General features: G+C 46.0%; 27 protein-coding genes. 11 read left to right on the top strand and 16 right to left on the bottom strand.

Annotation, left to right across the window (positions count from 1 at the left end):
• Positions 1 to 7: 7 nt before the first annotated feature.
• From ACLD71_RS06830 to ACLD71_RS06845, 4 genes are all read right to left on the bottom strand, one after another.
• Entirely contained in the window at positions 8 to 1,537 is a 1,530-nt protein-coding gene (locus ACLD71_RS06830) for a copper resistance protein NlpE N-terminal domain-containing protein (protein WP_411993768.1), read from the bottom strand.
• Positions 1,538 to 1,559: 22 nt separating this feature from the next.
• Positions 1,560 to 2,354, bottom strand: a complete 795-nt coding sequence (locus ACLD71_RS06835; protein WP_303514631.1) for a Cof-type HAD-IIB family hydrolase — start codon at positions 2,352 to 2,354, stop codon at positions 1,560 to 1,562.
• A gap of 36 nt (positions 2,355 to 2,390) precedes the next feature.
• Complete coding sequence (locus ACLD71_RS06840) at positions 2,391 to 3,392, bottom strand: alpha/beta fold hydrolase (protein WP_411993770.1); 1,002 nt, start codon at positions 3,390 to 3,392, stop codon at positions 2,391 to 2,393.
• A gap of 121 nt (positions 3,393 to 3,513) precedes the next feature.
• Complete coding sequence (locus ACLD71_RS06845; protein WP_137672462.1) at positions 3,514 to 3,969, bottom strand: DUF2214 family protein; 456 nt, start codon at positions 3,967 to 3,969, stop codon at positions 3,514 to 3,516.
• Between the two features lie 136 nt (positions 3,970 to 4,105).
• Between ACLD71_RS06845 and ACLD71_RS06850 the strand changes: the two genes are divergently transcribed.
• Positions 4,106 to 5,026: a DMT family transporter gene (locus ACLD71_RS06850; protein WP_411993772.1), complete on the top strand. Its 921-nt coding sequence runs from the start codon at positions 4,106 to 4,108 to the stop codon at positions 5,024 to 5,026.
• On the opposite strand, the gene ACLD71_RS06855 is transcribed toward ACLD71_RS06850, so the two are convergent.
• Positions 4,973 to 5,341 carry a DUF2500 family protein gene (locus tag ACLD71_RS06855; RefSeq protein WP_137672460.1) on the bottom strand — a complete coding sequence of 123 codons (369 nt, stop codon included), beginning with the start codon at positions 5,339 to 5,341 and terminating at the stop codon, positions 4,973 to 4,975. The two genes, ACLD71_RS06850 and ACLD71_RS06855, sit on opposite strands and share 54 nt — an antisense overlap.
• A 296-nt stretch (positions 5,342 to 5,637) precedes the next feature.
• Here ACLD71_RS06855 and ACLD71_RS06860 point away from each other — a divergent pair, with 296 nt between their 5' ends.
• From ACLD71_RS06860 to ACLD71_RS06870, 3 genes are read left to right on the top strand one after another with little or no spacing between them, the layout of a single operon-like run.
• Positions 5,638 to 7,350, top strand: a complete 1,713-nt coding sequence (locus ACLD71_RS06860; protein WP_411993774.1) for a YdbH domain-containing protein — start codon at positions 5,638 to 5,640, stop codon at positions 7,348 to 7,350.
• A gap of 2 nt (positions 7,351 to 7,352) precedes the next feature.
• Complete coding sequence (locus tag ACLD71_RS06865) at positions 7,353 to 7,508, top strand: YnbE family lipoprotein (RefSeq protein ID WP_174235933.1); 156 nt, start codon at positions 7,353 to 7,355, stop codon at positions 7,506 to 7,508.
• A gap of 6 nt (positions 7,509 to 7,514) precedes the next feature.
• Positions 7,515 to 7,841 (top strand): YdbL family protein, encoded by a 327-nt coding sequence (locus ACLD71_RS06870; protein ID WP_411993776.1) that lies wholly within the window; start codon positions 7,515 to 7,517, stop codon positions 7,839 to 7,841.
• Here the strand turns inward: ACLD71_RS06870 and ACLD71_RS06875 are convergent.
• The 3 genes from ACLD71_RS06875 to ACLD71_RS06885 all read right to left on the bottom strand — a co-directional run bounded on the left by ACLD71_RS06875 (position 7,838) and on the right by ACLD71_RS06885 (position 8,872).
• A complete protein-coding gene (locus ACLD71_RS06875) occupies positions 7,838 to 8,161 on the bottom strand; it encodes a hypothetical protein (protein ID WP_137672457.1) in 324 nt (107 codons plus the stop codon). The two genes, ACLD71_RS06870 and ACLD71_RS06875, sit on opposite strands and share 4 nt — an antisense overlap.
• Positions 8,158 to 8,469, bottom strand: coding sequence for a DUF1820 family protein (locus ACLD71_RS06880; protein WP_137672456.1), 312 nt, complete (start codon positions 8,467 to 8,469; stop codon positions 8,158 to 8,160). The genes ACLD71_RS06875 and ACLD71_RS06880 overlap by 4 nt, the downstream gene beginning before the upstream one ends.
• A gap of 259 nt (positions 8,470 to 8,728) precedes the next feature.
• Positions 8,729 to 8,872, bottom strand: coding sequence for a hypothetical protein (locus tag ACLD71_RS06885; protein WP_174235929.1), 144 nt, complete (start codon positions 8,870 to 8,872; stop codon positions 8,729 to 8,731).
• Between the two features lie 281 nt (positions 8,873 to 9,153).
• Here ACLD71_RS06885 and ACLD71_RS06890 point away from each other — a divergent pair, with 281 nt between their 5' ends.
• Together ACLD71_RS06890 and ACLD71_RS06895 are read left to right on the top strand one after the other, a co-directional pair.
• Entirely contained in the window at positions 9,154 to 9,543 is a 390-nt protein-coding gene (locus ACLD71_RS06890) for a SirB2 family protein (protein ID WP_411993779.1), read from the top strand.
• Positions 9,544 to 9,556: 13 nt separating this feature from the next.
• Positions 9,557 to 9,787, top strand: coding sequence for a hypothetical protein (locus tag ACLD71_RS06895; RefSeq protein WP_137672454.1), 231 nt, complete (start codon positions 9,557 to 9,559; stop codon positions 9,785 to 9,787).
• Here the strand turns inward: ACLD71_RS06895 and ACLD71_RS06900 are convergent.
• The 5 genes from ACLD71_RS06900 to def all read right to left on the bottom strand — a co-directional run bounded on the left by ACLD71_RS06900 (position 9,784) and on the right by def (position 15,497).
• Positions 9,784 to 11,241, bottom strand: a complete 1,458-nt coding sequence (locus tag ACLD71_RS06900) for a TrkH family potassium uptake protein (protein WP_411993781.1) — start codon at positions 11,239 to 11,241, stop codon at positions 9,784 to 9,786. The two genes, ACLD71_RS06895 and ACLD71_RS06900, sit on opposite strands and share 4 nt — an antisense overlap.
• 12 nt (positions 11,242 to 11,253) lie before the next feature.
• The gene (gene trkA, locus ACLD71_RS06905; protein WP_137672453.1) at positions 11,254 to 12,630 is read right to left on the bottom strand and encodes a Trk system potassium transporter TrkA; all 1,377 of its coding nucleotides are present in this window, start codon (positions 12,628 to 12,630) and stop codon (positions 11,254 to 11,256) included.
• Between the two features lie 68 nt (positions 12,631 to 12,698).
• Positions 12,699 to 14,021 (bottom strand): 16S rRNA (cytosine(967)-C(5))-methyltransferase RsmB, encoded by a 1,323-nt coding sequence (gene rsmB / locus ACLD71_RS06910; protein ID WP_411993783.1) that lies wholly within the window; start codon positions 14,019 to 14,021, stop codon positions 12,699 to 12,701.
• On the bottom strand, positions 14,014 to 14,970 hold the full coding sequence (gene fmt / locus ACLD71_RS06915; RefSeq protein WP_137672451.1) for a methionyl-tRNA formyltransferase: 957 nt from the start codon (positions 14,968 to 14,970) through the stop codon (positions 14,014 to 14,016). Before fmt ends, rsmB begins: the two co-directional genes overlap by 8 nt.
• 26 nt (positions 14,971 to 14,996) lie before the next feature.
• Positions 14,997 to 15,497 (bottom strand): peptide deformylase, encoded by a 501-nt coding sequence (gene def, locus ACLD71_RS06920; RefSeq protein ID WP_137672450.1) that lies wholly within the window; start codon positions 15,495 to 15,497, stop codon positions 14,997 to 14,999.
• Between the two features lie 101 nt (positions 15,498 to 15,598).
• Between def and ACLD71_RS06925 the strand changes: the two genes are divergently transcribed.
• From ACLD71_RS06925 to ACLD71_RS06945, 5 genes are all read left to right on the top strand, one after another.
• A complete protein-coding gene (locus ACLD71_RS06925) occupies positions 15,599 to 16,675 on the top strand; it encodes a LysM peptidoglycan-binding domain-containing protein (protein WP_411993785.1) in 1,077 nt (358 codons plus the stop codon).
• Positions 16,676 to 17,779, top strand: coding sequence for a DNA-processing protein DprA (dprA, locus tag ACLD71_RS06930; protein ID WP_411993787.1), 1,104 nt, complete (start codon positions 16,676 to 16,678; stop codon positions 17,777 to 17,779).
• 2 nt (positions 17,780 to 17,781) lie between these two features.
• A complete protein-coding gene (locus ACLD71_RS06935; protein ID WP_137672447.1) occupies positions 17,782 to 18,255 on the top strand; it encodes a DUF494 family protein in 474 nt (157 codons plus the stop codon).
• Between the two features lie 128 nt (positions 18,256 to 18,383).
• Complete coding sequence (locus tag ACLD71_RS06940; protein WP_411993790.1) at positions 18,384 to 18,959, top strand: type I DNA topoisomerase; 576 nt, start codon at positions 18,384 to 18,386, stop codon at positions 18,957 to 18,959.
• A 138-nt stretch (positions 18,960 to 19,097) separates the two neighbouring features.
• A complete protein-coding gene (locus ACLD71_RS06945; protein WP_303514600.1) occupies positions 19,098 to 19,469 on the top strand; it encodes a hypothetical protein in 372 nt (123 codons plus the stop codon).
• Between the two features lie 91 nt (positions 19,470 to 19,560).
• On the opposite strand, the gene glnG is transcribed toward ACLD71_RS06945, so the two are convergent.
• The 3 genes from glnG to ACLD71_RS06960 form a co-directional block, all read right to left on the bottom strand.
• Positions 19,561 to 20,970 carry a nitrogen regulation protein NR(I) gene (gene glnG, locus ACLD71_RS06950; protein WP_137672444.1) on the bottom strand — a complete coding sequence of 470 codons (1,410 nt, stop codon included), beginning with the start codon at positions 20,968 to 20,970 and terminating at the stop codon, positions 19,561 to 19,563.
• 12 nt (positions 20,971 to 20,982) lie between these two features.
• Positions 20,983 to 22,038 (bottom strand): nitrogen regulation protein NR(II), encoded by a 1,056-nt coding sequence (gene glnL / locus ACLD71_RS06955; protein ID WP_137672610.1) that lies wholly within the window; start codon positions 22,036 to 22,038, stop codon positions 20,983 to 20,985.
• A gap of 75 nt (positions 22,039 to 22,113) precedes the next feature.
• Entirely contained in the window at positions 22,114 to 22,656 is a 543-nt protein-coding gene (locus tag ACLD71_RS06960) for a DUF4124 domain-containing protein (RefSeq protein WP_411993792.1), read from the bottom strand.
• Positions 22,657 to 22,729: the final 73 nt, after the last annotated feature.

Here is a 22,729-nt window from a genome sequence, read left to right on the forward strand (position 1 = left end):
TCTGTGGCTAGTTAAGCGCTCGCCCTGCGCCAGAGCTGAAGGCTTCAGCTTGAAAGGTAATACCGCTTACAGGGGCTGGCGAAGGAGCCTCTGGTTGAACGCTAGGGTTTAGCGGGTAACTTAGGCCGTCAAAGCGTAATAAACGCAGCCCTGGTGTGGCGCCGCCGCCCGATACTTGTATTAATAAATCTTGCCAGCGGGCATTGCTTGATGTGGCCAGAAAGAACGGCGTATGTACTAGTGTTGTTTTGCTTAAGAAACGGTGATTGTTATCTTTGGCTTCAAATACCAATAAGCTACAACCGCCGCTACCACACCAGTCAACGTAGCTAATAATTTCGTCTTTACCATCGCCGTTTAAATCAAACTTCCACCATTGGTACTTGGTGCCATTTAGCTCGGTACGATGCAACTTGAAGTACTGCTTTAATGCCGCCTCTACCTCAGGATCGTATTCGCTGCTGGCCTTTAAGGTGGCAGGCTCAAAGCTGCGTTGATGGTAAGTCTTTTTAGTTTTACTGTTATGCGCCATGGCTGGGCCGTTCATTTTCATCATATTAAGGCCAGCGCTGCCTTGTTGCTGAGACTCTGGGTTGCGTAAACGCAGTAGACGTCCGTCCCAATCAAAAATCATATCGCTTTTAACTTGCTGATTACGGCTTTGGCTAACGGTAAATGCCAGGCTAGTTTGGTTTAGTGGGTACCAATAACCTTTTTCAACAAAGCTTTTGTCTTGTTCTAAATAGGTGTTTTGTAGCTGGGCGCTAAAATCACCATTTAGGGTTAAATCTACCACTCGGCCAGATCCCGAAGCAGTAGGCAGTTTTACTTGATAATAACCGGCGAGTAAGTCTACATGCTGCTCGAAGGGGCGGCGGGCACAACCTTGGTATACTTTACCCTTGTAGGTGAGCTCTGCGGTATAGGGATACACGCTGTCGGCCATGGTATCCATGCACTGCTGCTTGGTTACGCTAAGGTAAAGGTCAGCACCGGCTTGCCAAAAATGAACGCCTTTATCTATACCACTGCGAGTAATTGCTTGGTTGGCTGCGCCAGACATCGTGCTGAGCAGAATTTTGTTTTCTTCTACATCTATTCGCCAGCTAGGTTCGTTACCCCAAGCGCTAAGCTCGGAAACACTAAACTCGCAACCTGGGCCTTCAGACGCTAGGTACTGCCAGCTTTCAGGAACAATTTTAGCAATATAGTCAGCCTGCGGGGCTTGCTTGCTTACGTTATCGAAGCGGCCCATCATTTCTACGTGTAGTTGGCTGTTGTCGGCAAAGCGTTCTAGCAGTTGTTTGTCTGCTGAAGAAAACTCTACCCAGTACTGGCTACTGCCTTGGCAGGGGGTAAATATAGCCCCTTGTTTGTTGAGCTGAAGTTGGCCGGTAAGCTGAGTGGCGGGGTTGAGTTTAACCGCTACTTTAACTGGCTCAACCTTTTTGGGTGGGGCGGGAGGTGGCGTTTGAGAACACGCAAATAAACTGATACAACTTACTGTTGCAATGCCAAGTACCTTAACAAACCTCATTACCTTTCCCTTATAAATACCGCTACAACTTGAAAGTGCCGATAAGAAACTCAGCTACTCCATTTTCTTTGTTGCTAAGTGTTTGTTCTAAATGAGGTAAAGTCAACTTTAAACGGTCATGCGCGTTGGCCATGATCACACCTTTTCCTACCAAAGCCAGCATTTCCTTATCATTTAAGCCATCGCCAAAGGCAATGCAATTTTCAGCAGAGATAGATTTTTGTTGTAACACTGCATTTAGGGCCTCGCCCTTGTTAGCTTTAGCGGTCATTACCTCAAGGCAGTCGGTAAGGGAAAAGGTGATGTTTAGTGCATCGCCAAACTTCGCCACCAGTTCTTTTTCCAGCTCAAGCAATATTTCATGGTCGGCAACAAAAAATAGTTTACAGATATGCTGATGCTCTAAATCTTCAAAATGCGTGACCTGGTAATTGAAGCCGGAGTGTTGGTTAAACGAGCGCACATATTCGTTTTCTTGTTCAACGTACCAATTGTCTTCATGGTAAATATTTCGGTGTAGTGGATACTTAGCTGAAATATCTAAAATGCCCTGAATTTGCTCAGAGTTTAAATCGGCTCGATACAGCACTTCGCCTTGTTTGTTATGCACTCGTGCACCGTTTGAGGTGATTAAATACATGGGGAAATCAAACTGATCGGCGATCGGTCTTACATCAATATAATGGCGGCCAGTAGCAATTAAAAACTTCACGTTTTGCTGGTACAAGCGTGTAACCGTTTGCATTGTATGTTCAGATATTTGATGTTCGCCGTTTAACAGCGTGCCATCTAAATCAGTGGCGATAAGTTGATACATATTAGCTCCTTGGTAAACCACTAAAGCGGGTTACTGCTAGTTAGAATGCTGAGCAAAAAACGCGAGAATGTTGTTTAACGCTGGGTTACGAAGAGTATCGCGCTCAAACAGTATTTCGTGTCGTGAACCGGCGATAATCTTAAATTGCCCCTGTTCATTCGAGCTGGTCATTGCCTTAAAAAAGGCCCGTTGGGCAGCTGCGGTAACTATAGAGTCCTGCTCAGCTTGTAGTAATAATAGTGGAAGATTAATGCTCTTGGCGTGTTCTATTATCTGCTGCATAGCGGTAAAACTTTGGTGAAGCCAACGGTTTGTTGGGCCGCCAAGTTGTATTTGTGGGTAGTTAAGATAAACCTGCTGCATTTGCTTAAAACGCGCTTCACTGTGGGTAAGGTGATTGTTGTTAAAACCACAGTGTTTATAGTTAGACTGGCCTACCGCATAATAAGGACCGCGTTGTAATGAGTGCTCTAATCGACTCATTGTTGCAGCAAGAGAGGTGGCAATAAATTTGGGTACCAAGCCTAGGTTTATGCCAAACATCGGCGCAGATAGCGCCGCCGCATTAAATATACCGGGGTGCTGCTGTAAGTAATGGGCGGCAATCGCCCCTCCCATAGAGTGGGCCAATAGAAAACGGTGTGAGTAGGTTTGGCTAAGCACCTGTTGTTCAATAAGCTGAGCTAGGTCGTCTACATAATATTGAAACTGCGCCACATCACCAGGCTCTTGGCGAGCCGACTCTCTGTCTGATAGCCCTTGGCCACGGTGGTCGATAATAAATACGTCATAGCCTTGCTGAGCCAAGTCGTAGGCCAGTTCATCGTATTTTAGGTAAGTTTCGGTTCGCCCTGGAGATACTACTATTGCCTGCTGGTTTGGTGTCTCTGCAGTGACTTTTACATAGTGAATATTTAAGCCATTCACCCCAGTAAAGCTGGCTGACTGAGCATGCTTTTGCCAATAAGGAGCAATCTTCTCTGGATACACCGTGTCGAGCTCATGCTCTTGGCTGAGCCGGAAAGATGGAGTAGGCATATCGTAAACCTCAAACGCTAAGTGTTGTTCGCTGTGCTTATCTATACAACAGGCACGACAACAAAAACAGCCTAAAGGTAACTTTAGATCTTAATTGCTCATTTAAGAGGTAAAACGGTGTTTAGTTACCAAACCCGGCACGCGCTAGCGTTACCAGCATTGGGATTAACAATAACACCCCTAGCTCTAAACGAATTAGCCAAATGACCGACGAGTGTTGGCGGTAGCTAATCATTGAAGGTTTGCCTTGCTTTAAGGCTCGGCGCCAACGGTAAAAGGTAGATGAAGGGTAAAGAGATAACAGCACTACCACAAAAAACAGCAGCATTTTTAAGGCAAAGAATGGATTGTCTAGATAAGTTTGGCTGGTGCTATGGAAAATAAATAATCTTAGCGCGCCAGTAATAAAAATGAGCACGGTAGAAAATGCGTGGGTGGCATCGGCTAACAGCAGCTTTTTAACGTCGTCTTCGTTCATTCCACGGCGAAACAGAAAGGCTTCAGAGTACAGCGCACCAGCCAGCAAAATAATTGCTGTTACATGCAATCCTGCATTAATAGCCTCGAGTAGACTCATTGATCGTTATCCATGAATTAATGTTGTAGTAGAAAACGCTATCAGCGCGATGGCGGATAGTACTGCAAATCACCGGCTGATGCTATACCCTAACAGCCCTAAGTGCTTGAGGTCTAGAGTGAGAAAGGAAGGTTTCATGAAAGGAAAGCTGTTGGCCTATGGTTTACTGGTTTTACCGCCGCTATTCTGGGCCGGAAATTTTGTTACAGGCCGTTATATTTCAGACCAAGTGCCGGCCATGTCTTTATCTTACTGGCGCTGGACCTTAGCAATGTTGATTGCCATGCCTTTGTTGTATTCCAGTATGTGGCGCCAGCGAGCAGTAATTAAAGCTAATTGGCTGCGTATTAGCACTTTAGCGTGTTTGGGGGTGGCAGGTTTCAACTCTTGCGTGTATATCGGTTTGCAAAGCACTACGGCTACCAACGCCCTCATTATTAATTCAATGATTCCCATATTCATTCTGCTGGTGAGCTGGCTAGCGCTAAAACAAAAAATTTCTGCTCGGCAATTGTTGGGGATTGGTTTGTCGTTTGTTGGGGTATTGGCCTTGTTAGTAAAAGGCCAATGGCAGCAACTCGCCAGCCTAAGCATTAATCAAGGTGACGCATGGATCGTGTTGTCATCGTTAGTATGGGCACTGTATTCAATAGGTTTGCGTTTTAAGCCCGCCGATCTAGGTGGTGCAGCATTCCTAGGTTGTACCTTAGTGGTAGGCTCGTTAGTGCTTAGCCCATTCTATTGGCTAAACCTGCCACAAGCCGCGTTTAACCTCAGTTATGATGCTATGGGTGCCTTGGCTTATGTCGCCATTTTCCCTTCTTTACTGGCTTATTTAGCCTGGAACTACGGAGTAAAAATTGTTGGGGCTAATCTTGCTGGTCAATATATTCATTTAATGCCGTTATTTGGCGCGGTGCTTAGTGTGAGTTTTTTGGGCGAACAGTTAGCGGCCTACCATGCATTGGGAGCGATGTTTATAGCCGCGGGTCTGCTGGTGGCCTTATTGCCCTTCGCTATCTTGCGCGCTCGCTTGGCCCGCTTCAAAGCTCACTAAGCGGCTACCTTGAATGGTGAGTTCGCCTTCAAGATCTTGGGTGAGCTGATTAAACTGCTTACGCTTAACTTGAAAGCGGCGCGATTCACCTCCCTCAAGGGGAGTGAATTCAAGAAAATAGCGGTAGCGAGTGTGTAAATCTTCATTTTCTTTACCGGGACGGGTTATCGGAATTTCATCACGCCTAGACACTGTTACCCACAAACTGTGTAAGGGTTGTTGCGAATCCCAGCGGCGCTGCTGTACGTTACGCCATAGTTGAAAAACCACCATGCCGATGATGATGGTCATGACCAAAAACCACCACCATGGCATTAGCGTGTTCCTCGCGTTACTGTTACACCCATATACGTAGCTCCTTGATAAGAAAAAGAATGCGGCGGCTAATTAAACTGATTAATAGTCTTAAGTTTTTGTCGCTTTTAGCTGATTCGTCAAGCTCAAATAATTGTTGAGCAAGTTGTTTGCTCGTTATTCAAGGCAAAAACGCTTAGTATTCAAACATACCCTTAAGCCAAAATGGAAGTATTCGCTTGCGTGGAAAGGCCCGTCATTCAGCCTTGAAGAGCCCTTGTTTTATTCAAACTCTTAGCTTGAATATATGCGTTTTTATGGCGTGTGTTTTTAGTAGCGTGTGTTCGGCGAATACTCAGCTGCTTGCTGCGATGGCTCAAGGTGAGTGGGGCGGATGCCCGGCTGTGCATACCGAAGGGTTGAGTATTACTGCCATCCCACTATCTGTGAGTATAGAGAGCGTACACCTAGATGTGTCTTGCTTGCTAGATACCGAGCCAGACGCTAGCTCTGAGACTATTTCCCCACCAATGTTACAGGCTGCCAGCCAGCAAATGTTTGAACAATTGTTGGCGCTTCCTCAAGCATTGAGTGCTAGCCAGGTTGAAGTGAAAAACTTGCAGCTTAGCGCTCACCAGCAGTTAATTACTCAGGGCAAGCTTGGGTTAAAACAGCAAGGTCTGCAATGGCAGCTTAACTATCAAGAGCAAGGCCCCAATTCGACCAGCCAGTTTAGTTTACTGATACTACCTAAAAGCAGCCATATCTCTTTGAGCGGCATGTTAGGCAAAACGCTTTTAGCGCGTTTAGCCACGCTTAGCCAACAACGTTGGTTAGTTGATTCGCGACTACATAATCTCGATTTTTCGCTAAGTGGTTTAGTGGGGCAGGAGCTGAAACTTAAAGGCGCGCTTAACTTGCCAGAGATCGATGCTTCTTTTACCGCCAAGCTAAGCCAATGGAACAACTGGCACTTAAGGTTAGCAAGTTCGCCCTTAAGTATTGCCGACATCAATTTACCTGCGGCAAACTGGCAATTAACCAAAGACTCTTGGCGGGTGAGTGTTGATGATTGGCAGGCCGAAGGCTCCGGCAGCTGGCATCTAAGCCCTGAACAGGCTGTTAAAGGTCGCTTAAGCAGCGATAACCTCCTTCCCCTGCAACAAGCCTTTATTGATTTGCCAGAGCCTGCAAGTTTGTTATCCGCTGCCGCTACCGTGGATTTTACTTGGCAAACGCAACAGCTAACAGGGCAGATTGATGCCACGACAATTAATGCACTGTGGGGAGAGTTGCGTTTTGATGATGCCAGCATAACCAGTGCGTTTAGCTATCAACCTCAGCAGGGCTGGCAGCATCAAGGTAAGCTTTCGCTGGCGCAATGGGATATTGGTATTCCCCTAACAGAGCTTGCCCTGCACTGGCAGCAACCTGCGTTTTCGCCCATAACTCAATGGCAAAGCCTGCTATTGCAGGATATTTCTTTCAATGTATTAGGTGGGCAAGCTCAGCTTGAAGAAGTGCCTTTAGCGTTACCAAATACGGCCTTACTAAAATTAGATAAAATTCAGTTAGAGCAGTTAGTTAAGTTGTATCCTGAGCTGGGTTTAAGTATGCATGGCTCGGTATCGGGTCGTTTACCGATGCGCTTTGGTGAGCAAGGCATCGCGATTACTGATGGTGAGCTGGCGGTAGTAGAACCGAGCGGTCATATTTCGCTAACTCATCAATCTTTAGTGGCGGTTAAGGCGCAGCATGCTTCTCTTGATTTTGCGTTAAGCTTATTAGAAGACTTTGATTATGAAACACTTGCAGCCGAGGTAGATTTTGCCGAAGATGGGCAACTGGATATGCAGGTAAAGCTTATTGGGCGTAATCAACAAGTCAGCCCGCGCTTGGTAACCTTAAATTACGGCCACCAAGAAAACATTTATCAGCTATTACGTAGTTTACGTATTGGCGAACAACTGTCAGGACAACTGCAGCAATGGATAGACGACACATCTTCGTTAGCAGCGCCATCACCTTAACTATGGTACTTGGCCTTGCGGCCTGTACTCCTAAAGTTGAAGTGGCGGTAGATAAACCAATTACGGTTAACCTCAATGTAAAAATTGATCATGAGATTCGAGTGCGTGTAGATAAGCAACTTGATGATTTATTTAGTGACGATAGCGGACTGTTTTAGGAGAGCATGATGAAATGGAATAGCTGGATATTAGCCTTACTGTTGAGCTTAAGCTTTTCTGTAGCGGCAATCGATTTAGATGACGCTAAAACCAAAGGCTGGGTAGGCGAGCAAAGCAATGGCTTATTAGGCGTAGTAAGCCACAGCAGTGAAGTGACAAGCTTGGTGGAGAGTATTAACCAAAAGCGCTTGGCTAAATACAAGCAGATAGCTAAAGAGAACGGCTTAACAGAGCAACAAGTGGCAACCTTGGCAGGTAAAAAAGCCATTGAGCGCAGTAACAGTGGCGCTTATGTGCAATCACCGTCGGGCGATTGGCTGAAAAAACCCTAGTGTTGGTGTAGGTAGTGAGTGATTTCGCTCACTAGCTGCTGATAGCAATGCAAAGTGTTCTCTAAATCTACTGCTAGTTGTTCGCTGTGCTTCAATTGTTGAACGCAGCGGTTTAAACTTGGGCTAGCCACTAGCGCCGCCATCCCTTGCAGCTGCAATAACAATCCGTCCGGACATTGCTGATTACTGACTGCTAGTTGAAGTTGTGCTAATTCTTGATCGCTACCGGCGATAAAATCTGTCAGCCAATGTTTTAGTAGGTCTTGGTGACCAAATTGGGCTTTTAGTTTGAACCAATCAATGATTGAATCGCTGCTCATTGTTTAGGGGTATACAGATTTGAGGGGAAAGGAGTAATGGTGGCATCTTCATGAATTTTGGCAAGCCCTAGTTTATCGACTTCATCAATGCGCAGTATATTGTGCATAGGCACAAATGTTTTCGATACTCCAGAAAACTCTGTTTTCAACTTCTCTACCGCAGGGTCAACGATCAGTTGAGCGCGCGCATCAAACACAAAATCTGCAAGTTCAACAAAACCCATCAGGGTGCCTTGATTGACCTGCCTAGCGTACAACTCGTAGGTTTTTCCATTACTAATAAAGCTTACTCGGTATAACTGCGACATTCCGTTACTCGCTGGGTGATAAGTTAACAGCTTTGATGCTTAATAAATCTACCTATAAATAGGCATTAAAGATATCAATTGTAACTACAATCGCAAGCCGAAAGCTAGCGCTGCTGCTGCAAATTCACAATCTTTACAAAGCGATTTAACTATTTGTTTTAGGTGGGCTTTATGGGCTTATGTTTTTTGTTATTAGGGGTGAAAACTGAGGCTTGTTAGTAAAGGTTTAAACAAATCGGCAGCCGAGGCTGCCGATTTTTTATTTATCTTCTGAATCTATTGGATCAAACTCGGACATTTCGTTTGGGTCTACACCCAACTCTTGGCAGGCATCTAAAAATGAGGCCCCAGTGTGGCACATCAAAATATCGATGGCAGGTAGCATATTTGGCGCTTCTGACATGACCGACTCCGGCATTTGTTAATGAAAAGATAATAAAGTAGCAACACTCTCCCATAGTTTAGCAGATCGCCCAAGAGAGCTAGATCACGTTATTTGTGATGAATTGGTGGCGAAATCGGCAAAACGGAAAGGTTAATGTGAGGTATGCCCTGTTATTGTTTTTATAATCAGGCACCTAGCTTTAGTTATTGAATTGTTACTGATGAAAAAAGTTTGTGGTATTAAAGCCAAGTTAATACACTGAGCGCTGTGATAATTGTTTACTAAAATAAGGATATGAAATGCTCGAGTACTACCCAATGGCAAAACACCTGCATATGACCTTGGCTATGCTCAGTATTCTCGGCTTTATTTTTCGTTGGATTTTAGCGCTTCTCAAATCACCCATGCTCAATAAAAAATGGCTGAAAATTACCCCACACATCATTGATACCTGCTTGTTAGCAGCTGCTATTTTATTGTGCGTTATGTTGCAGCAATATCCTATTGCTCAAGATTGGCTGAGCGCAAAAGTAGTGTTGCTGGTGGTATATATTGTGCTGGGTATATTTGCTCTTAAGCGCGCGCCAAATCAGTTGATACGTTTAGTGGCGGGCTTAGCGGCAATAGCGGTATTTGCTCAATTGTTGGCCGTGGCGTTTAGCCGCTCGCCTCTTGGCATGTTTGCATAGGCTGGGCTGATTTATGTTACTTGGGGCGCTGCGTTCTTTATTACTCACTTTGTGGCGCTTTTCTACCATCTACAGCATTGTAGTGATTACCTTATTGTATTGCCGTATCGCTGGCGTTGATTTTGAAACAGTGGATACCGGCAGTAATCAGCACAAAATGATTATTATTGGGCTGTACTTTGTCTACCTAGGGATTTGGTGGTGGGCGAACCCTTATCTCTTGCGAGGTCGTCGCCAAGCCTAACGATAGCGCCAGTAAGCGGGCAAAAATAGCACCAGTACGGTGAGCACTTCTAAGCGGCCTAATAACATCCCCAATGACAACAACCATTTGGCCGAATCAGGCAGCAAATGGAAGTTATGGTCGGGGCCGATCACTCTTCCTAATCCTGGCCCTACATTGGCTAAAGCGGTCATTGCGCCAGACAGCGCAGTAATGGGGTCTAAACCCAGCAAGGCTAAACCACTGGCGAGTAGAATTAAGGTGAAGAAAAAGGCGAAAATAAACGCCACCAGTGAGCGTACATGTTGCTCGCTAACTAATCGGCCGTTGTAGCGATGAGGATATATACCATTAGGATGCACTAACTGCTTTAACTGGCGTGAGAACAAACCGCTGGCTAGCTGAAAACGGAAAATCTTAATCCCACCAGAGGTTGAACCAGAACACGCTCCCACCAGCATCAAAAAGATAAACAGTACAGTCGTAAAGTTACCCCAATGACTAAAATCAGTTAAGCCATAGCCAGTGGTCGTGACGATAGAGATAATATTAAAGATACTGATGCGCAATGCATCCAGTAGTGAAAATGTGCCGTGTAACCACAGCCATAAGCTCATCATTCCGCCCACTACTGCGATTAGGATGATAAAGCCTCTTACCTGCGCGTCGCGCCAAATATAGTGTATATCTTTATGGCGAAGTGTTTGCACCAATAGTAAAAATGGCAAACCACCTAATAACATAAAGGCGCTGCCCACCCAGTGGCTGGCATTGCTAAAGTGCGCCATTGATTCGTCTGAAGTGGAGTAGCCGCCGGTGGATATGGTGGTCATGGCATGGTTAATGGCTTCAAACCAATCCATGCCGGTTAAGTGGTAAGCCAGCGCGCATAGCATCGATAACAGCAGATAAACTTTAAGAATATTGCTGGCCACATTTTTAGTTTTAGGGGTATTTTTGTCAGACCAATCGGAGGATTCGGTTTGGAATAAACGCATACCGCCAACATTTAAAAATGGCAAAATGGCTACGCTTAAAACAATAAAGCCGATACCGCCTAACCATTGCAGCATAGAGCGCCATAGCAGCGCGCTTTTGGGCATCTCATCCAAACCCGCTAGTACCGTTGAGCCCGTAGTGGTGAGGCCAGACATGGTTTCAAAAAAGGCGTCGGTAAAGCTGATGTGGTCGATACGATACAGCGGCAGTGCCCCAAATACACAGGCCACTAGCCATACGGTGGTGGTAAGCAAAAACATGCCACGAACTGACAGTTTAAAAGATGGCTTTTTCCCCCAGCGAATCAGGGCAAAGGCCACGGTTTGGGTCACTATGATGGTGTAAAAGAATTCAACGTAACCGGGCTCGTCGTAAGCCATGCCTAAAGCAAGCGGGGCTAACATGAGTAGGCTGAGTTTAGACAGCACAATGCCTGTAACAAACATGATGGGCCGAAGATCGGGGGTAATCATCATGTGAAATTTAGCCTACAGGAAGAATGGGCTAGGTTGGAATAAACGTTCTACTTCAGGAATAAATTTCTTATCCACTAAAAACATCACCACGTGATCGTCTTGTTCAATAACAGTATGGTCGTGGGCGATAATGACTTCGTTCCCCCGCATTACCGCGCCAATGGTGGTGCCTGGAGGGAGTTTTAGCTCACCTACGCTGCGACCGACCACTTTCGACGTGTTGCTATCGCCATGGGCAATCGCTTCAATCGCTTCTGCTGCGCCGCGTCGTAGCGAATACACGTTAACGATATCGGCGCGACGTACATGAGTGAGTAGCGCTGAAATGGTGGCTTGCTGCGGAGAAATGGCGATGTCGATGGTGCCGCCTTGTACTAATTCAACATAAGCGCCTCGTTGAATCAGTACCATTACTTTTTTAGCGCCCATGCGCTTAGCCAGCATGGCCGACATAATATTGGCTTCATCGTCGTTGGTTACCGCAATAAATACGTCAACTTGCTCAATGTTTTCTTCGCTCAGTAACTCTTGGTCTGAAGCGTCACCACAAAACACAATAGTATTGTTGAGCATTTCAGCCAGTTGTTCGGCGCGGCGTTGGTTTCGTTCAATCAGTTTAACGCTGTATTGGCTTTCTAAGCGCTTAGCGAGCGCTGCACCAATATTTCCGCCGCCTACAATCATTAAACGGCGATAGGGCTTCTCAAGTTTCTGCAGTTCGGCCATCACCTTACGAATGTGGTCACTGGCGGCAACAAAAAACACTTCATCATCGGCTTCGATCACCGTGGTGCCCTGAGGGCGAATAGCTCGACCTTGACGAAAAATAGCCGCCACACGGGTTTCGATATCGGGCATGTGGTCACGCAATACCGATAAGGCATTACCCACTAACGGGCCGCCGTAATAGGCTTTAATCGCCACTAAACCCACTCGGCCACGAGCAAATTGCATCACTTGCAAAGCGCCGGGGTAGTCAATTAAGCGGCTGATGTAGTCGGTTACCAGCTGTTCAGGCGCAATGAGGTGATCCAGAGGTACCGCTTCGTTGCAGAATAGCGCGTCTTTTTCCGCGAGTAATTCTTCTGAGCGGATCCGTGCGACTTTGTTTGGGGTATTGAACAGGGTATATGCTATTTGGCAGGCTGCCATGTTGGTTTCGTCACTGTTGGTGACTGCCACTAACATGTCAGCATCGTGAGCCCCTGCTTCGCGCAACACGCTAGGGTGGGCGGCATGGCCAAATACTACCTGTAAATCAAACTTATCTTGCAGCTCACGAAGGCGGTCTTGATTGGTGTCTACCAGGGTAATGTCTGATTTCTCACCCACTAAGTTTTCCGCTAGCGTGCCGCCTACTTGGCCCGCTCCAAGAATAATGATTTTCATTTGCTAACAATACCTTAAGCGTTTATTGCTATTTTTTAGTGTTACCGTTGTAAACGGTAAAGGCAAGCTTAACTGAGGCTTTTACGCAAACGCGCATAATAAAAACCATCCATGTTATTGTCGCCGGGTAAAAGTTGCCAACCGGGTTGTTCGGCTGTTTCATCAGGGTTAATTGGAATTAACTCTGCATCGTCAGTTTGTTGCAAAAAGGCGGCAATTTGCTGACTATTTTCATCGGGCAATACCGAACAAGTGGCGTACAACATGATGCCGCCGGGTTTCAGTTGGTGCCACAGTGCCTGCAAAATCTCTTTTTGTAGTTTCACTAGCTCGGCGATATCGGCTTCTCGGCGCAACCACTTAATATCTGGGTGGCGGCGAATAACGCCAGTGGCCGAACAGGGTGCGTCTAATAAAATGCGATCGAAAGGCTGTTTGTTCCACTCTTCAGGTTTACTGGCATCGGCGCAATGCAAAGTGGCCTTTAAGCCAATTCGCTGTAAGTTTTCAGTGACTCTATTGAGGCGCGTTTGCTCAGTGTCTACTGCCACCAATTCGCTTAACTCGGGTTGTAGTTCGAGAATATGGCAAGTTTTCCCTCCAGGAGCTGCGCAGGCATCAAGCACTCTTTCACCGGCTTGTGCGTCTAGCAGGCTGGCGGCCATTTGCGCAGCGCCATCTTGAACTGAAGAGGCGCCTTCAGCAAAGTTAGGCAGCTTGAACACGGCTTGCGCTTTTTCTAAACATAGTGCTTGTTTAGCTAAATCAGAGGATTGGCTGGCTATTTCTAACTCGCTGAGCTGAGCCTGGTAGTCATCACGTTGGCCTTGTAAGGCGTTTACCCTAATCCACATTGGCGCGTGTTGGTTATTGGCCTCTAATATGTCTTGCCAGCAGTTTGGATAAGCCGCTTTTAAGCGTTTGCTTATCCAGCTGGGGTGGCAATATTGTAAGCTGTCGTTGGCGGTAAGTTGTGGCTCTAACTGCTCACGTTGACGTTCTGCGTTGCGCAAAACACCATTCACCAGTTTTTTTAAACTATGCAGCTTTAGTTGGCCGGTAGCAGATACGGTTTCTGATACCGCTGCATGGGCAGGCACGCGCATATAAAACAGTTGGTACAAACCCACCATTAATAAGAAATGGCCGTTGCGAATTTTGCCTTTTAAGGGCTTGTCCATGAGCTGTTGCAGCACCGATTCAAAGCGCGGCAACCAACGTAATACGCCAAAACATAGCTCTTTCACTAAGGCATGATCACGAGCGACTACTTGTGGCAGTACGCGTGGTAACATTTGACTCAGTGACTGACCTTGGTCAACCACTTGAAATAGAATGTTAGCCGCAGCGGCACGGGCATTAATTTGTTTTACTTGTGGCTGCTCAGCCATTTGCACTCTCCAATTGAGTACCTACTTCAAACCACTCTTTGCGCGAATTTAATACGTCAGCGGCAGAGAGCGCTTTTTTACCTGGGAGCTGGATCTGTTCTAAACACAAGGCGTCTTTGCCGGTGGCTACGGTAATGCCGTGTTTATTGGCGCTAATAATTGTACCCGGCACCTGTTGGCTAGCATCGGCTACTACACTGGCTTGCCATACTTTAATGTTCTGTTCAGCTAGGGTGAAATAACTCACAGGCCATGGATTAAATGCTCGAATGCAACGTTCGATAAACTCAGCATCTTGTTGCCAATCAATACAGGCTTCAGCTTTGCTCAGCTTTTTAGCGTAGTTAGCATGAGCATCATCTTGTGGTGTTGCAGTCAGTTCGCCTTCGGCGATGCCATCTACAGCTTTGATGAGAGATTGTGGGCCTACTTCAGCGAGCCTATCGTACAGTGAGGCGCTGGTTTCATCGCTCGCTATCTCTATTTGCTCTAATAGCAACATGTCGCCAGTGTCTAAGCCAATGTCCATTTGCATAATGGTGACACCTGAGTGGCTATCGCCAGCCCAAATTGCGCGCTGGATTGGCGCAGCCCCGCGCCAGCGTGGCAGTAACGAGCCGTGTACGTTGATGCATCCCAAACGGGGCGTATCAAGGATGACTTGCGGTAACAATAAGCCATAAGCCACTACCACCATTAAATCGGCGTTCAGTGCTGCTAATTGTTGCTGAGCGTCTTCACTTTTGAAGTTTTCTGGTTGGAATACTTCAATATTGTGTTGCTCGGCGAGTTGCTTAACCGGGCTGGCTTGCAGCTTCTTGCCTCGGCCTGCAGGGCGATCGGGCTGCGTGTAAGCCGCAATCACTTGATGTTGACTATTGATAAGGGCTGAAAGGTGGCGCGCTGCAAAATCAGGCGTGCCAGCAAAGATGATCCGCAATGGCGTCATGCTGTTTTCCACAAATTGGTTAAGGCTTACTTGCGGCGAGCAAGTTTTTCTAGCTTAGTTTTTACCCGCTGGCGTTTAAGCGGCGACAAGTAATCGATAAACAACTTACCTTTTAGGTGGTCGAGTTCGTGCTGTACACAAATCGCCAGTAAACCTTCCGCTTCAAAAATTTGCTCATTGCCGTCGACATCCAAAGATTTCACTTTGATTTTTTCGGCTCTAGGCACTTGCGCGCGATACTCAGGAACAGACAAACATCCCTCTTCGTTAAGCGCGTCGCCGTCGGCTTCAATAATTTCTGGGTTTATTAGCGCAAGTCGTTGATCTCGCTCCTCAGAGACGTCGATTACAACAATTTGCTGATGAATGTTGACCTGTGTCGCAGCTAGGCCAACTCCTTCCTCTAGATACATGGTTTCAAACATGTTTTCGATTATAGTTCTAAGATTATCATCAATATTATTAACGGGTTGCGCTATAGTACGCAAACGCTCGTCTGGAAAACACAATACTTCGAGTACAGCCATAGCTTCTGTCTTTAATTAGGTTTTGGTAGATTGGTGGTAATTCTAGTCATTTATGTGACTAAAAAACAGCTTTGGATATAGGGATGTCGCTGGGAGACACTATGAAAGGGAAAAAATTAGTTTGGCTTTGGGCCTCTTTGTTGTTGTTAGTTGGAGGCGCAATTGCTGACACTTTAAAATTAAAGGAGGATTTTCCCGAAGTTTACGTTGTAAAAAAAGGTGATACTTTGTGGGACATTTCTGCTTTGTATCTACACTCTCCTTGGTTGTGGCCACGTTTATGGCAATTTAACCCGCAGGTAGAAAACCCGCATTTAATCTATCCTGGTGATCGTTTATCGCTGGTATATGAAAATGGCGAGCCACGTTTAGTGCGCAAACGCATTGTTAAAGTTACGCCAAAAGCGCGTATCGAAGAAAAAGCCCCACCGATTCCAACGGTACCACTGGCTTCAATTAGTGCCTTTTTGACACATGATCATATTGTTGATGAAGATACCTTGAAAGGTGCTCCTTACGTACTCGGCGACAATGATGCGCAATCACGTATTGCTATTGGCCGTGCCATGTATGCGCGTGGAGAAACCAAGCCTGGGCAGTATTACGGTATTTACCGTATTGGTAACAAATACCGCGATCCGGAAACGAAAGAAGAGTTAGGCCAGATTCTTACCTTTATCGGTATTGGTGTATCTGAACGCAAACATGAAGATAACATTACTCAGTTTAAAGTCACTCAAGTACTAAAAGAGATTAACCAAGGCGACATCATGTTGGAGCTGCCTGACCAAGATCGCTTACCTGCTTACTTTGTTCCTAACAACAAGCAGATAGAAGAGAGTGGTTATATTATCTCTGCGGCAACCGATACCTCTGTAATGAGCCGCTACGATGTAGTGATTATTAACAAAGGGACTCGTGACAACGTGGCGCCGGGCGATATGTTTGCCGTGGCTCAACCGGGTAAGGTAATGATTGATAAGGTGAAGCGTAAATCTTATGAAGATACGGCCAATCATTTTGACCGAGTATTTAATAACGGCGATCAACGCGTTAGCTTACCAAACGAAAAAGTCGGCGAGCTGATGGTATTTAAGTCTTATGAAAAACTAAGTTATGCCATTATTACTGATAGCAAAGTGATTCTTCGTCCTAATTATTTGGTGGAGAACCTATAGTTGCTACCGAGTTTATCGGTAGTTCAATATCTACTGCTTGCAGGTGTGCCAAGGTTTTCGGTGCAGCGCCTGCAAGCAGCTTTATCTCATTGCTCCGTTGACCAACTGCTCAGTGCTGATGAAACTCAGTTACAAGCTTGGCAATTTAGCCCGCAACAAATTTCTGTCCTCCGTCAACCCAATCAAGCTCGTATTAACTTAGCGCTAGCGTGGTTAGAACAAAGCGATTGCCACCTTATTGGCTGTTTTGATGCCTTATACCCAGAGTGTTTACGCAATATTCAGCGCCCACCGCTTTTACTGTTTGTGCGTGGTAATCCAGCGCTCTTAGCTAAACCTCAATTGGCGATGGTGGGAAGCCGTCATGCAGGTATATCGGGGCTTAATCACGCAAAAGATTTTGCCCAGCAGTTGGCTCAGCAAGGATTAACTATTACCAGCGGAATGGCCTTAGGCATTGATGCTGCCGCGCATAAAGGTGCGCTATTGGCTAGGGCAGACGCTACCATTGCCGTGGTGGCTACAGGACTAGACAGGGTTTACCCTAAGCGACACCAGCAGCTAGCTCACGAGATTGTGCAGCAAGGCGCTATAGTGAGCGAGTTTTGGCCTGGTACAGCGGCTAAAGCGAATCACTTCCCTCGTCGTAATCGAATTATTAGCGGTTTAAGCCAAGCCGTGTTGGTGGTGCAAGCTGGCTTGCCGAGTGGTTCGCTGTTAACGGCTAATTATGCAGCGGAGCAGGGCCGCGATGTGTTCGCGGTACCGGGTTCAATAGACGACCCTTTACACGCAGGCTGCCACCATTTGATTCAGCAAGGAGCTAAATTGGTCACTTCTCCGGTCGATATAATGGAAGAGCTAGACGGATTTGGCGGTCAAAGCTCCTTGGCTTTACCCGCGGTGGAGCAAAATATGCAGGAACAAGATTTGCCTTATCGTCAATTGTTGGATAACGTATCTTATGAGACGACGTCAATTGATGAACTCGTCTTAAGCACTCAACAACCTGTTGATGCTGTACTCGCTCAGTTAACTGAGCTTGAGATATTGGGTGTTGTGGCCGTTGTGCCAGGTGGTTACGTCAAGCTGAGGAGGAACTAACTATGTTTGATATCCTCATGTATCTATTCGAAACTTACATTCATAGTGATGTAGAGCTGTTGATGGATCACGATGAGCTCACAGAAGAGCTCAGTCGCGCAGGGTTTCATAAAGAAGAAATCTATAAGGCATTAGATTGGTTGGAGCAACTTGCTGCCCTGCAAGATAGCGACAAGCAGCCTTATTTAAATCCTTCTGAGATTCCCTCATTAAGGGTGTATACCACACCTGAAATTGCCAAATTAGACGTGTCTTGCCGAGGCTTTTTGTTGTTCCTTGAACAAATGAAAGTACTCAATGCAGAAACCCGTGAAATGGTAATTGACCGAGTGATGGAGCTAGATGGGCCAGAACTTGAACTGGAAGACTTAAAATGGATCATTTTAATGGTGCTGTTTAATGTTCCAGGTAGTGAATCGGCTTATCAACAAATGGAAGAACTATTATTCGATTTGGGTGATGGTCCACTGCATTAGGGCTTAAGTACACCGCTGCCAACCGGTGTTACGCCAACTTATCATCTCGATAGAGCTTTGCTTGCGTCGAATCAATAGCCTATTGGCGCTATTTTGTTATGCTTAGCAAAGTTCAACGAGGTGTAAGCATGTCTAAGATTGATCCTAAATTATTTTCCGCACACGAACACGCCTTAGAAAAAGAATACGATGTTTGCCCCAAATGTGGTGGCGAGCTGCAACATCGCAATAGCAAATCGGGCCCCTTCTTAGGGTGTAGCCAATATCCAAGTTGTGACTACAGCCGAGCGTTGCACCAACAAGATCATTCGCTAGAGAAAGTACTGCCTGGAACTGAATGCCCTAAATGTGGTGAGGAGCTGATGCTACGCCAGGGGCGTTACGGCATGTTTATTGGTTGTAGCGCGTTTCCAAGTTGTCAGCACATTGAGTCAGCACAACCGCAAGCAGAAAGCGCCCCCGAGATTACTTGCCCCTCTTGCAACAAAGGTAAGCTTGCTTCTCGCCAATCACGCTTTGGTAAAACCTTTTATGCCTGTAACGCCTATCCCAAATGTTCATATGCAGTAAATGATCAGCCCATCGCTAAGCCTTGCCCTGATTGTGGTTGGAAGTTATTAGTACTGAAGAAAACTGCAGCAGGAAAACGGGAAGTGTGCCCGCAAAAATCTTGTTCTTACAAAAGCGCACCTCTAGTTGAGTGATAAGTTTTAGTGTTCTGAACTTTAGGAAATAGCTCTTAATAGAGATAAGTTGCCTATAATCGAAGAAGCTTCGATTGAGCAGGTAGAAAAACTAAAGTGATAATAGATAACTTTTATACTTTACGAACAGACCAACAAGTGATGATTATTAGTATTATTGGCTCTTGGGACGTGAAGACTGCTGAGGCATTTATTAAGGACTATAAAGCCTACGCTAATGGCTTGTGCCATGACAATTGGGCTCACTTCGTTTACTTTGATGACTGGACCTTGGCCGTCCCAGAAGTTGAACCATTAATCCATGAGATGCTGCAATGGGCGATAATGCGAAATATGACTCATTCGGTACGTATCTACAAAAAAAACACATTAAAAGACTATCAACTGCAAAGGATGATAGGGCAGCAGCCAGAAGATCATATTAATCGCAATTTTTCTTCAGCCGCAGAAGGTTTTGAGTTTTTAGCTGAAAATGGCTTTACAGTAGGGCAAGCCTCAATCGTTGCCTAAGTGGTGGCAAAGTCTCTTATGATTTTTTCTATTCGCTTTTTTTTAGTAAAGCTTAACCAACGCGGTTAAGCTTTACTCGGCATGCTGCAACTTAAGCTTCAACATCTAGCTCTTTTAACTTGCGAGTTAGGGTGTTTCGGCCCCAGCCTAATAATCGAGCGGCTTCTTGCTTGTGGCCATGAGTATGCTCAAGTGCTGTGGTAAGCATGATGCGTTCAAAGTCTGGCATGGCTTCACCTAATATATCGATTTGCCCAGATACCAATTGCTGAGAAACCCAACTTTTGAGTAGTGAGCGCCAGTTAGTATCGGCACTTTCCCCTTGCTCGGTAATAACTGGTTGGCTTAACTCTGGCGGTAAGTCTGCTGGCAATACTTCCTGACCACTAGCCATTACGGTTAACCAGCGACAAACGTTTTCTAGCTGCCTTACATTACCTGGCCAAGCCAGTTGCATCATAAAGCGCTGAGTGTCTTTGTGTAGCAGTTTACTTTCTACATTCAGCTCTTTGGCGGCAATTTCTAAAAAGTGTTTGCCTAATGCGGGAATATCTTCACGGCGCTCACACAATGAAGGTAAATGAATACGAATCACGTTTAAGCGGTGAAATAAATCTTCACGGAAATCACCTTCAGCCACTTTTTTCTCTAAGTTCTGGTGAGTAGCTGCAATGATTCTTACATCCACCTGTACTGGAGAATGACCGCCAACGCGGTAAAACTGCCCGTCTGCTAATACCCGTAATAAACGGGTTTGAATGTCTAAGGGCATGTCACCAATTTCATCAAGAAATAGGGTTCCGCCGTTAGCTTGTTCAAAGCGACCGTGGCGAATATTGTTGGCGCCGGTAAATGCACCTTTCTCGTGGCCAAACAACTCAGATTCAATCAAGTCCTTTGGAATGGCTGCCATGTTAAGCGCAATAAAGCTGCCGCTGGCGCGTGGGCTATGTTTATGCAGGGCATGCGCAACAAGTTCTTTACCAGTACCCGATTGGCCATTAATAAGCACTGAGATACTGGAACGCGATAAACGACCAATCGCTCGAAATACCTCTTGCATAGCGGGTGCTTCACCAATAATTTCGGGCGCTGGAGAGCTAGGTTTGTTATTTGCTTTGCTGCCTTTTTGTTCTCTGGAAACCGTCACCGCACGCTCGGTTAACGAAACCGCTTCGTCAATATCAAAGGGTTTTGGCAAGTATTCAAATGCACCACGTTGGTAGGCATTTACCGCGCTATCCAAATCCGAATGGGCGGTCATGATAATCACTGGCATTTCTGGGAAGTGGCTTTGGATTTTCTCCAATAGGCTCAATCCGTCCATGCCTGGCATACGAATATCTGAAATGACTACGTCAGGTTGTTCATAGTCTAATTGCTGCAGCATCATTTCGCCGTCAGCAAAGCTTAGGCAATCATAGCCTGCCGTTTTTAACGCTTTTTCTAACACCCACCGAATAGAGCTGTCGTCGTCAACGACCCATATAGTTGCTGCCATGTTAGTACATCCTTAACGTCGTAGTGGAAGGTGAATGGTGAACTCGGTATGTCCGGGCCAGCTGGCGCATTCAATCTTCCCTTTATGCTGATTTATTAAATTCTGCGCGATTGATAAACCTAAACCTGTACCGCCTTCACGCCCGGTTACCATTGGGTAAAACAGAGTATCGAGTAGCTCAGTAGGTATCCCCGGGCCGTTATCTATAATTTTGATTTCTGCGGCCAGCTTAAAACGCTGCCCGGCAATGGTCGCTTGATGGGCGGTGCGGGTAACTATGTCTATCTTGCCACCACTTTCGCCCAGTGCTTGCACAGCGTTTTGTACAATATTGAGAAAGGCTTGTAAGAGTTGCTCGTGATCCATTTCAAAATCTGGAATGCTTGGATCGTAGTCTCGCTCAACGCTTATCCCTGAAGGCAAATCAAGTTTGACCAACTGGCGGACTTTTTCGAGTACCGAGTGCACGTTGTGTAGCTCATGTAAGCCTGGGCGCTGTGGCCCTAACAAGCGATCGACCAGTTTTCGCAGCCGATCGGCTTGCTCAATAATAATGCCGGTGAATTCTTTGAGTTCTGGATTCACTAGCTCTTTCTCAAGCAACTGTGCAGCGCCGCGCAGTCCGCCTAATGGGTTTTTGATTTCATGAGCTAAGCCGCGAACTAATTCTTTTGCGGCTTGTTGCTGGGCGTGTTGGTATAACTCTTGGGAAATTTTCTTCTGTTGACCAATGGCGCGCATTTCTAACATCAACAAGTTGTATTGTTGACTATTAATGCGCGTGGCCGAGAGCTCGACTAAAGCATGGTGGCTATCAAATACTAAGGTCACTTCGTTATCGGTAAAGCTCTGCCCTGAGCTACATACACTGCCAAGCTTGCTTAGGTCTAGAGAACTGTGTTTAACCTGCATGGCAAGCGGCTCGTCAATAAGCCGCTTGGCACTTTGCCCGAGTAACTGTTCGGCAGAAGCGTTTACATATTGAATTTTTAACTCAGCATCAAGCAGCACAATGGCGGTAACTTGATTTTCCAATACTAAACGTTCTAAGCCAGAGATCTCTAACACTACTCTCTCCTGAATGGGTGCACCAAGTTGGTGCTTCTGCACTGAGTTTAACCTCAAAAGGCAGAGAGTTGCTAGTTAGCCTCCCCCTGCTGCAGCTGCTCCAGCGCCAAATGCGTTAGCGCGGTGCAAAAATACGGTAATGGGTTTAGACGATGCAATTTCCTTGCCCGATTCATCAACCAACTGCACATGAATAGTATGGGCACCACGATCAATATTGGTGAGGTTAAAGCTCCCCATTTTAGTGATTTGCCCTTGGGGTACACCATCAAGCACCAACTTGTAGCCCATGCTATTTAACGGCAGTGGCGTAGTGGTTGCTGTAATCGAAATTTTGCCTTCGTTGTCGCGAATGGTTTGTTCATGACTTGGGCTAGTGATTTGTACTTGATACTTAATCGGTTTTTGTTTCTTTTTCAGGGGGGTACGCGGAGTTGCCAAGGGGCCATCGGTGGCTGGCGGAGCGACGTCTACCTGTAGTTCAGTGGCGCCAACTTGGGGGCGATCTGAAAAGTGGGTGATGCCATTCTCATCTACCCATTGGTAAATAGTGTCGGCGGCTTGAACACTTACTAGTCCGAAACTGATAAAAAAAATGATAGCAAACCATTTGCTCATTGATAATTCCTCCATTCAACCTGCTAACGGTGGGCAAAAACCTATTGAAAAGCAATAAAAAAACCCGCTTTAA

Origin of the sequence: Agarivorans sp. DSG3-1, from assembly GCF_046774965.1 — a bacterium.
Classification (GTDB): domain Bacteria; phylum Pseudomonadota; class Gammaproteobacteria; order Enterobacterales; family Celerinatantimonadaceae; genus Agarivorans.

What these genes read in the sequence shown, in the direction of transcription:
- glnG (WP_137672444.1), bottom strand. Translation starts at nt 20,970, where the DNA reads ATGGCAGCAACTATATGGGTCGTTGACGACGACAGCTCTATTCGGTGG.
- ACLD71_RS06885 (WP_174235929.1), bottom strand. Translation starts at nt 8,872, where the DNA reads ATGTCAGAAGCGCCAAATATGCTACCTGCCATCGATATTTTGATGTGC.
- ACLD71_RS06875 (WP_137672457.1), bottom strand. Translation starts at nt 8,161, where the DNA reads ATGAGCAGCGATTCAATCATTGATTGGTTCAAACTAAAAGCCCAATTT.
- ACLD71_RS06960 (WP_411993792.1), bottom strand. Translation starts at nt 22,656, where the DNA reads ATGAGCAAATGGTTTGCTATCATTTTTTTTATCAGTTTCGGACTAGTA.
- ACLD71_RS06830 (WP_411993768.1), bottom strand. Translation starts at nt 1,537, where the DNA reads ATGAGGTTTGTTAAGGTACTTGGCATTGCAACAGTAAGTTGTATCAGT.
- ACLD71_RS06935 (WP_137672447.1), top strand. Translation starts at nt 17,782, where the DNA reads ATGTTTGATATCCTCATGTATCTATTCGAAACTTACATTCATAGTGAT.
- trkA (WP_137672453.1), bottom strand. Translation starts at nt 12,630, where the DNA reads ATGAAAATCATTATTCTTGGAGCGGGCCAAGTAGGCGGCACGCTAGCG.
- rsmB (WP_411993783.1), bottom strand. Translation starts at nt 14,021, where the DNA reads ATGGCTGAGCAGCCACAAGTAAAACAAATTAATGCCCGTGCCGCTGCG.
- ACLD71_RS06925 (WP_411993785.1), top strand. Translation starts at nt 15,599, where the DNA reads ATGAAAGGGAAAAAATTAGTTTGGCTTTGGGCCTCTTTGTTGTTGTTA.
- ACLD71_RS06940 (WP_411993790.1), top strand. Translation starts at nt 18,384, where the DNA reads ATGTCTAAGATTGATCCTAAATTATTTTCCGCACACGAACACGCCTTA.
- ACLD71_RS06850 (WP_411993772.1), top strand. Translation starts at nt 4,106, where the DNA reads ATGAAAGGAAAGCTGTTGGCCTATGGTTTACTGGTTTTACCGCCGCTA.
- ACLD71_RS06845 (WP_137672462.1), bottom strand. Translation starts at nt 3,969, where the DNA reads ATGAGTCTACTCGAGGCTATTAATGCAGGATTGCATGTAACAGCAATT.
- def (WP_137672450.1), bottom strand. Translation starts at nt 15,497, where the DNA reads ATGGCTGTACTCGAAGTATTGTGTTTTCCAGACGAGCGTTTGCGTACT.
- ACLD71_RS06865 (WP_174235933.1), top strand. Translation starts at nt 7,353, where the DNA reads ATGGTACTTGGCCTTGCGGCCTGTACTCCTAAAGTTGAAGTGGCGGTA.
- ACLD71_RS06870 (WP_411993776.1), top strand. Translation starts at nt 7,515, where the DNA reads ATGATGAAATGGAATAGCTGGATATTAGCCTTACTGTTGAGCTTAAGC.
- ACLD71_RS06855 (WP_137672460.1), bottom strand. Translation starts at nt 5,341, where the DNA reads ATGCCATGGTGGTGGTTTTTGGTCATGACCATCATCATCGGCATGGTG.
- ACLD71_RS06900 (WP_411993781.1), bottom strand. Translation starts at nt 11,241, where the DNA reads ATGATGATTACCCCCGATCTTCGGCCCATCATGTTTGTTACAGGCATT.
- ACLD71_RS06890 (WP_411993779.1), top strand. Translation starts at nt 9,154, where the DNA reads ATGCTCGAGTACTACCCAATGGCAAAACACCTGCATATGACCTTGGCT.
- ACLD71_RS06895 (WP_137672454.1), top strand. Translation starts at nt 9,557, where the DNA reads ATGTTACTTGGGGCGCTGCGTTCTTTATTACTCACTTTGTGGCGCTTT.
- ACLD71_RS06860 (WP_411993774.1), top strand. Translation starts at nt 5,638, where the DNA reads ATGGCGTGTGTTTTTAGTAGCGTGTGTTCGGCGAATACTCAGCTGCTT.
- ACLD71_RS06840 (WP_411993770.1), bottom strand. Translation starts at nt 3,392, where the DNA reads ATGCCTACTCCATCTTTCCGGCTCAGCCAAGAGCATGAGCTCGACACG.
- fmt (WP_137672451.1), bottom strand. Translation starts at nt 14,970, where the DNA reads ATGACGCCATTGCGGATCATCTTTGCTGGCACGCCTGATTTTGCAGCG.
- ACLD71_RS06880 (WP_137672456.1), bottom strand. Translation starts at nt 8,469, where the DNA reads ATGTCGCAGTTATACCGAGTAAGCTTTATTAGTAATGGAAAAACCTAC.
- ACLD71_RS06835 (WP_303514631.1), bottom strand. Translation starts at nt 2,354, where the DNA reads ATGTATCAACTTATCGCCACTGATTTAGATGGCACGCTGTTAAACGGC.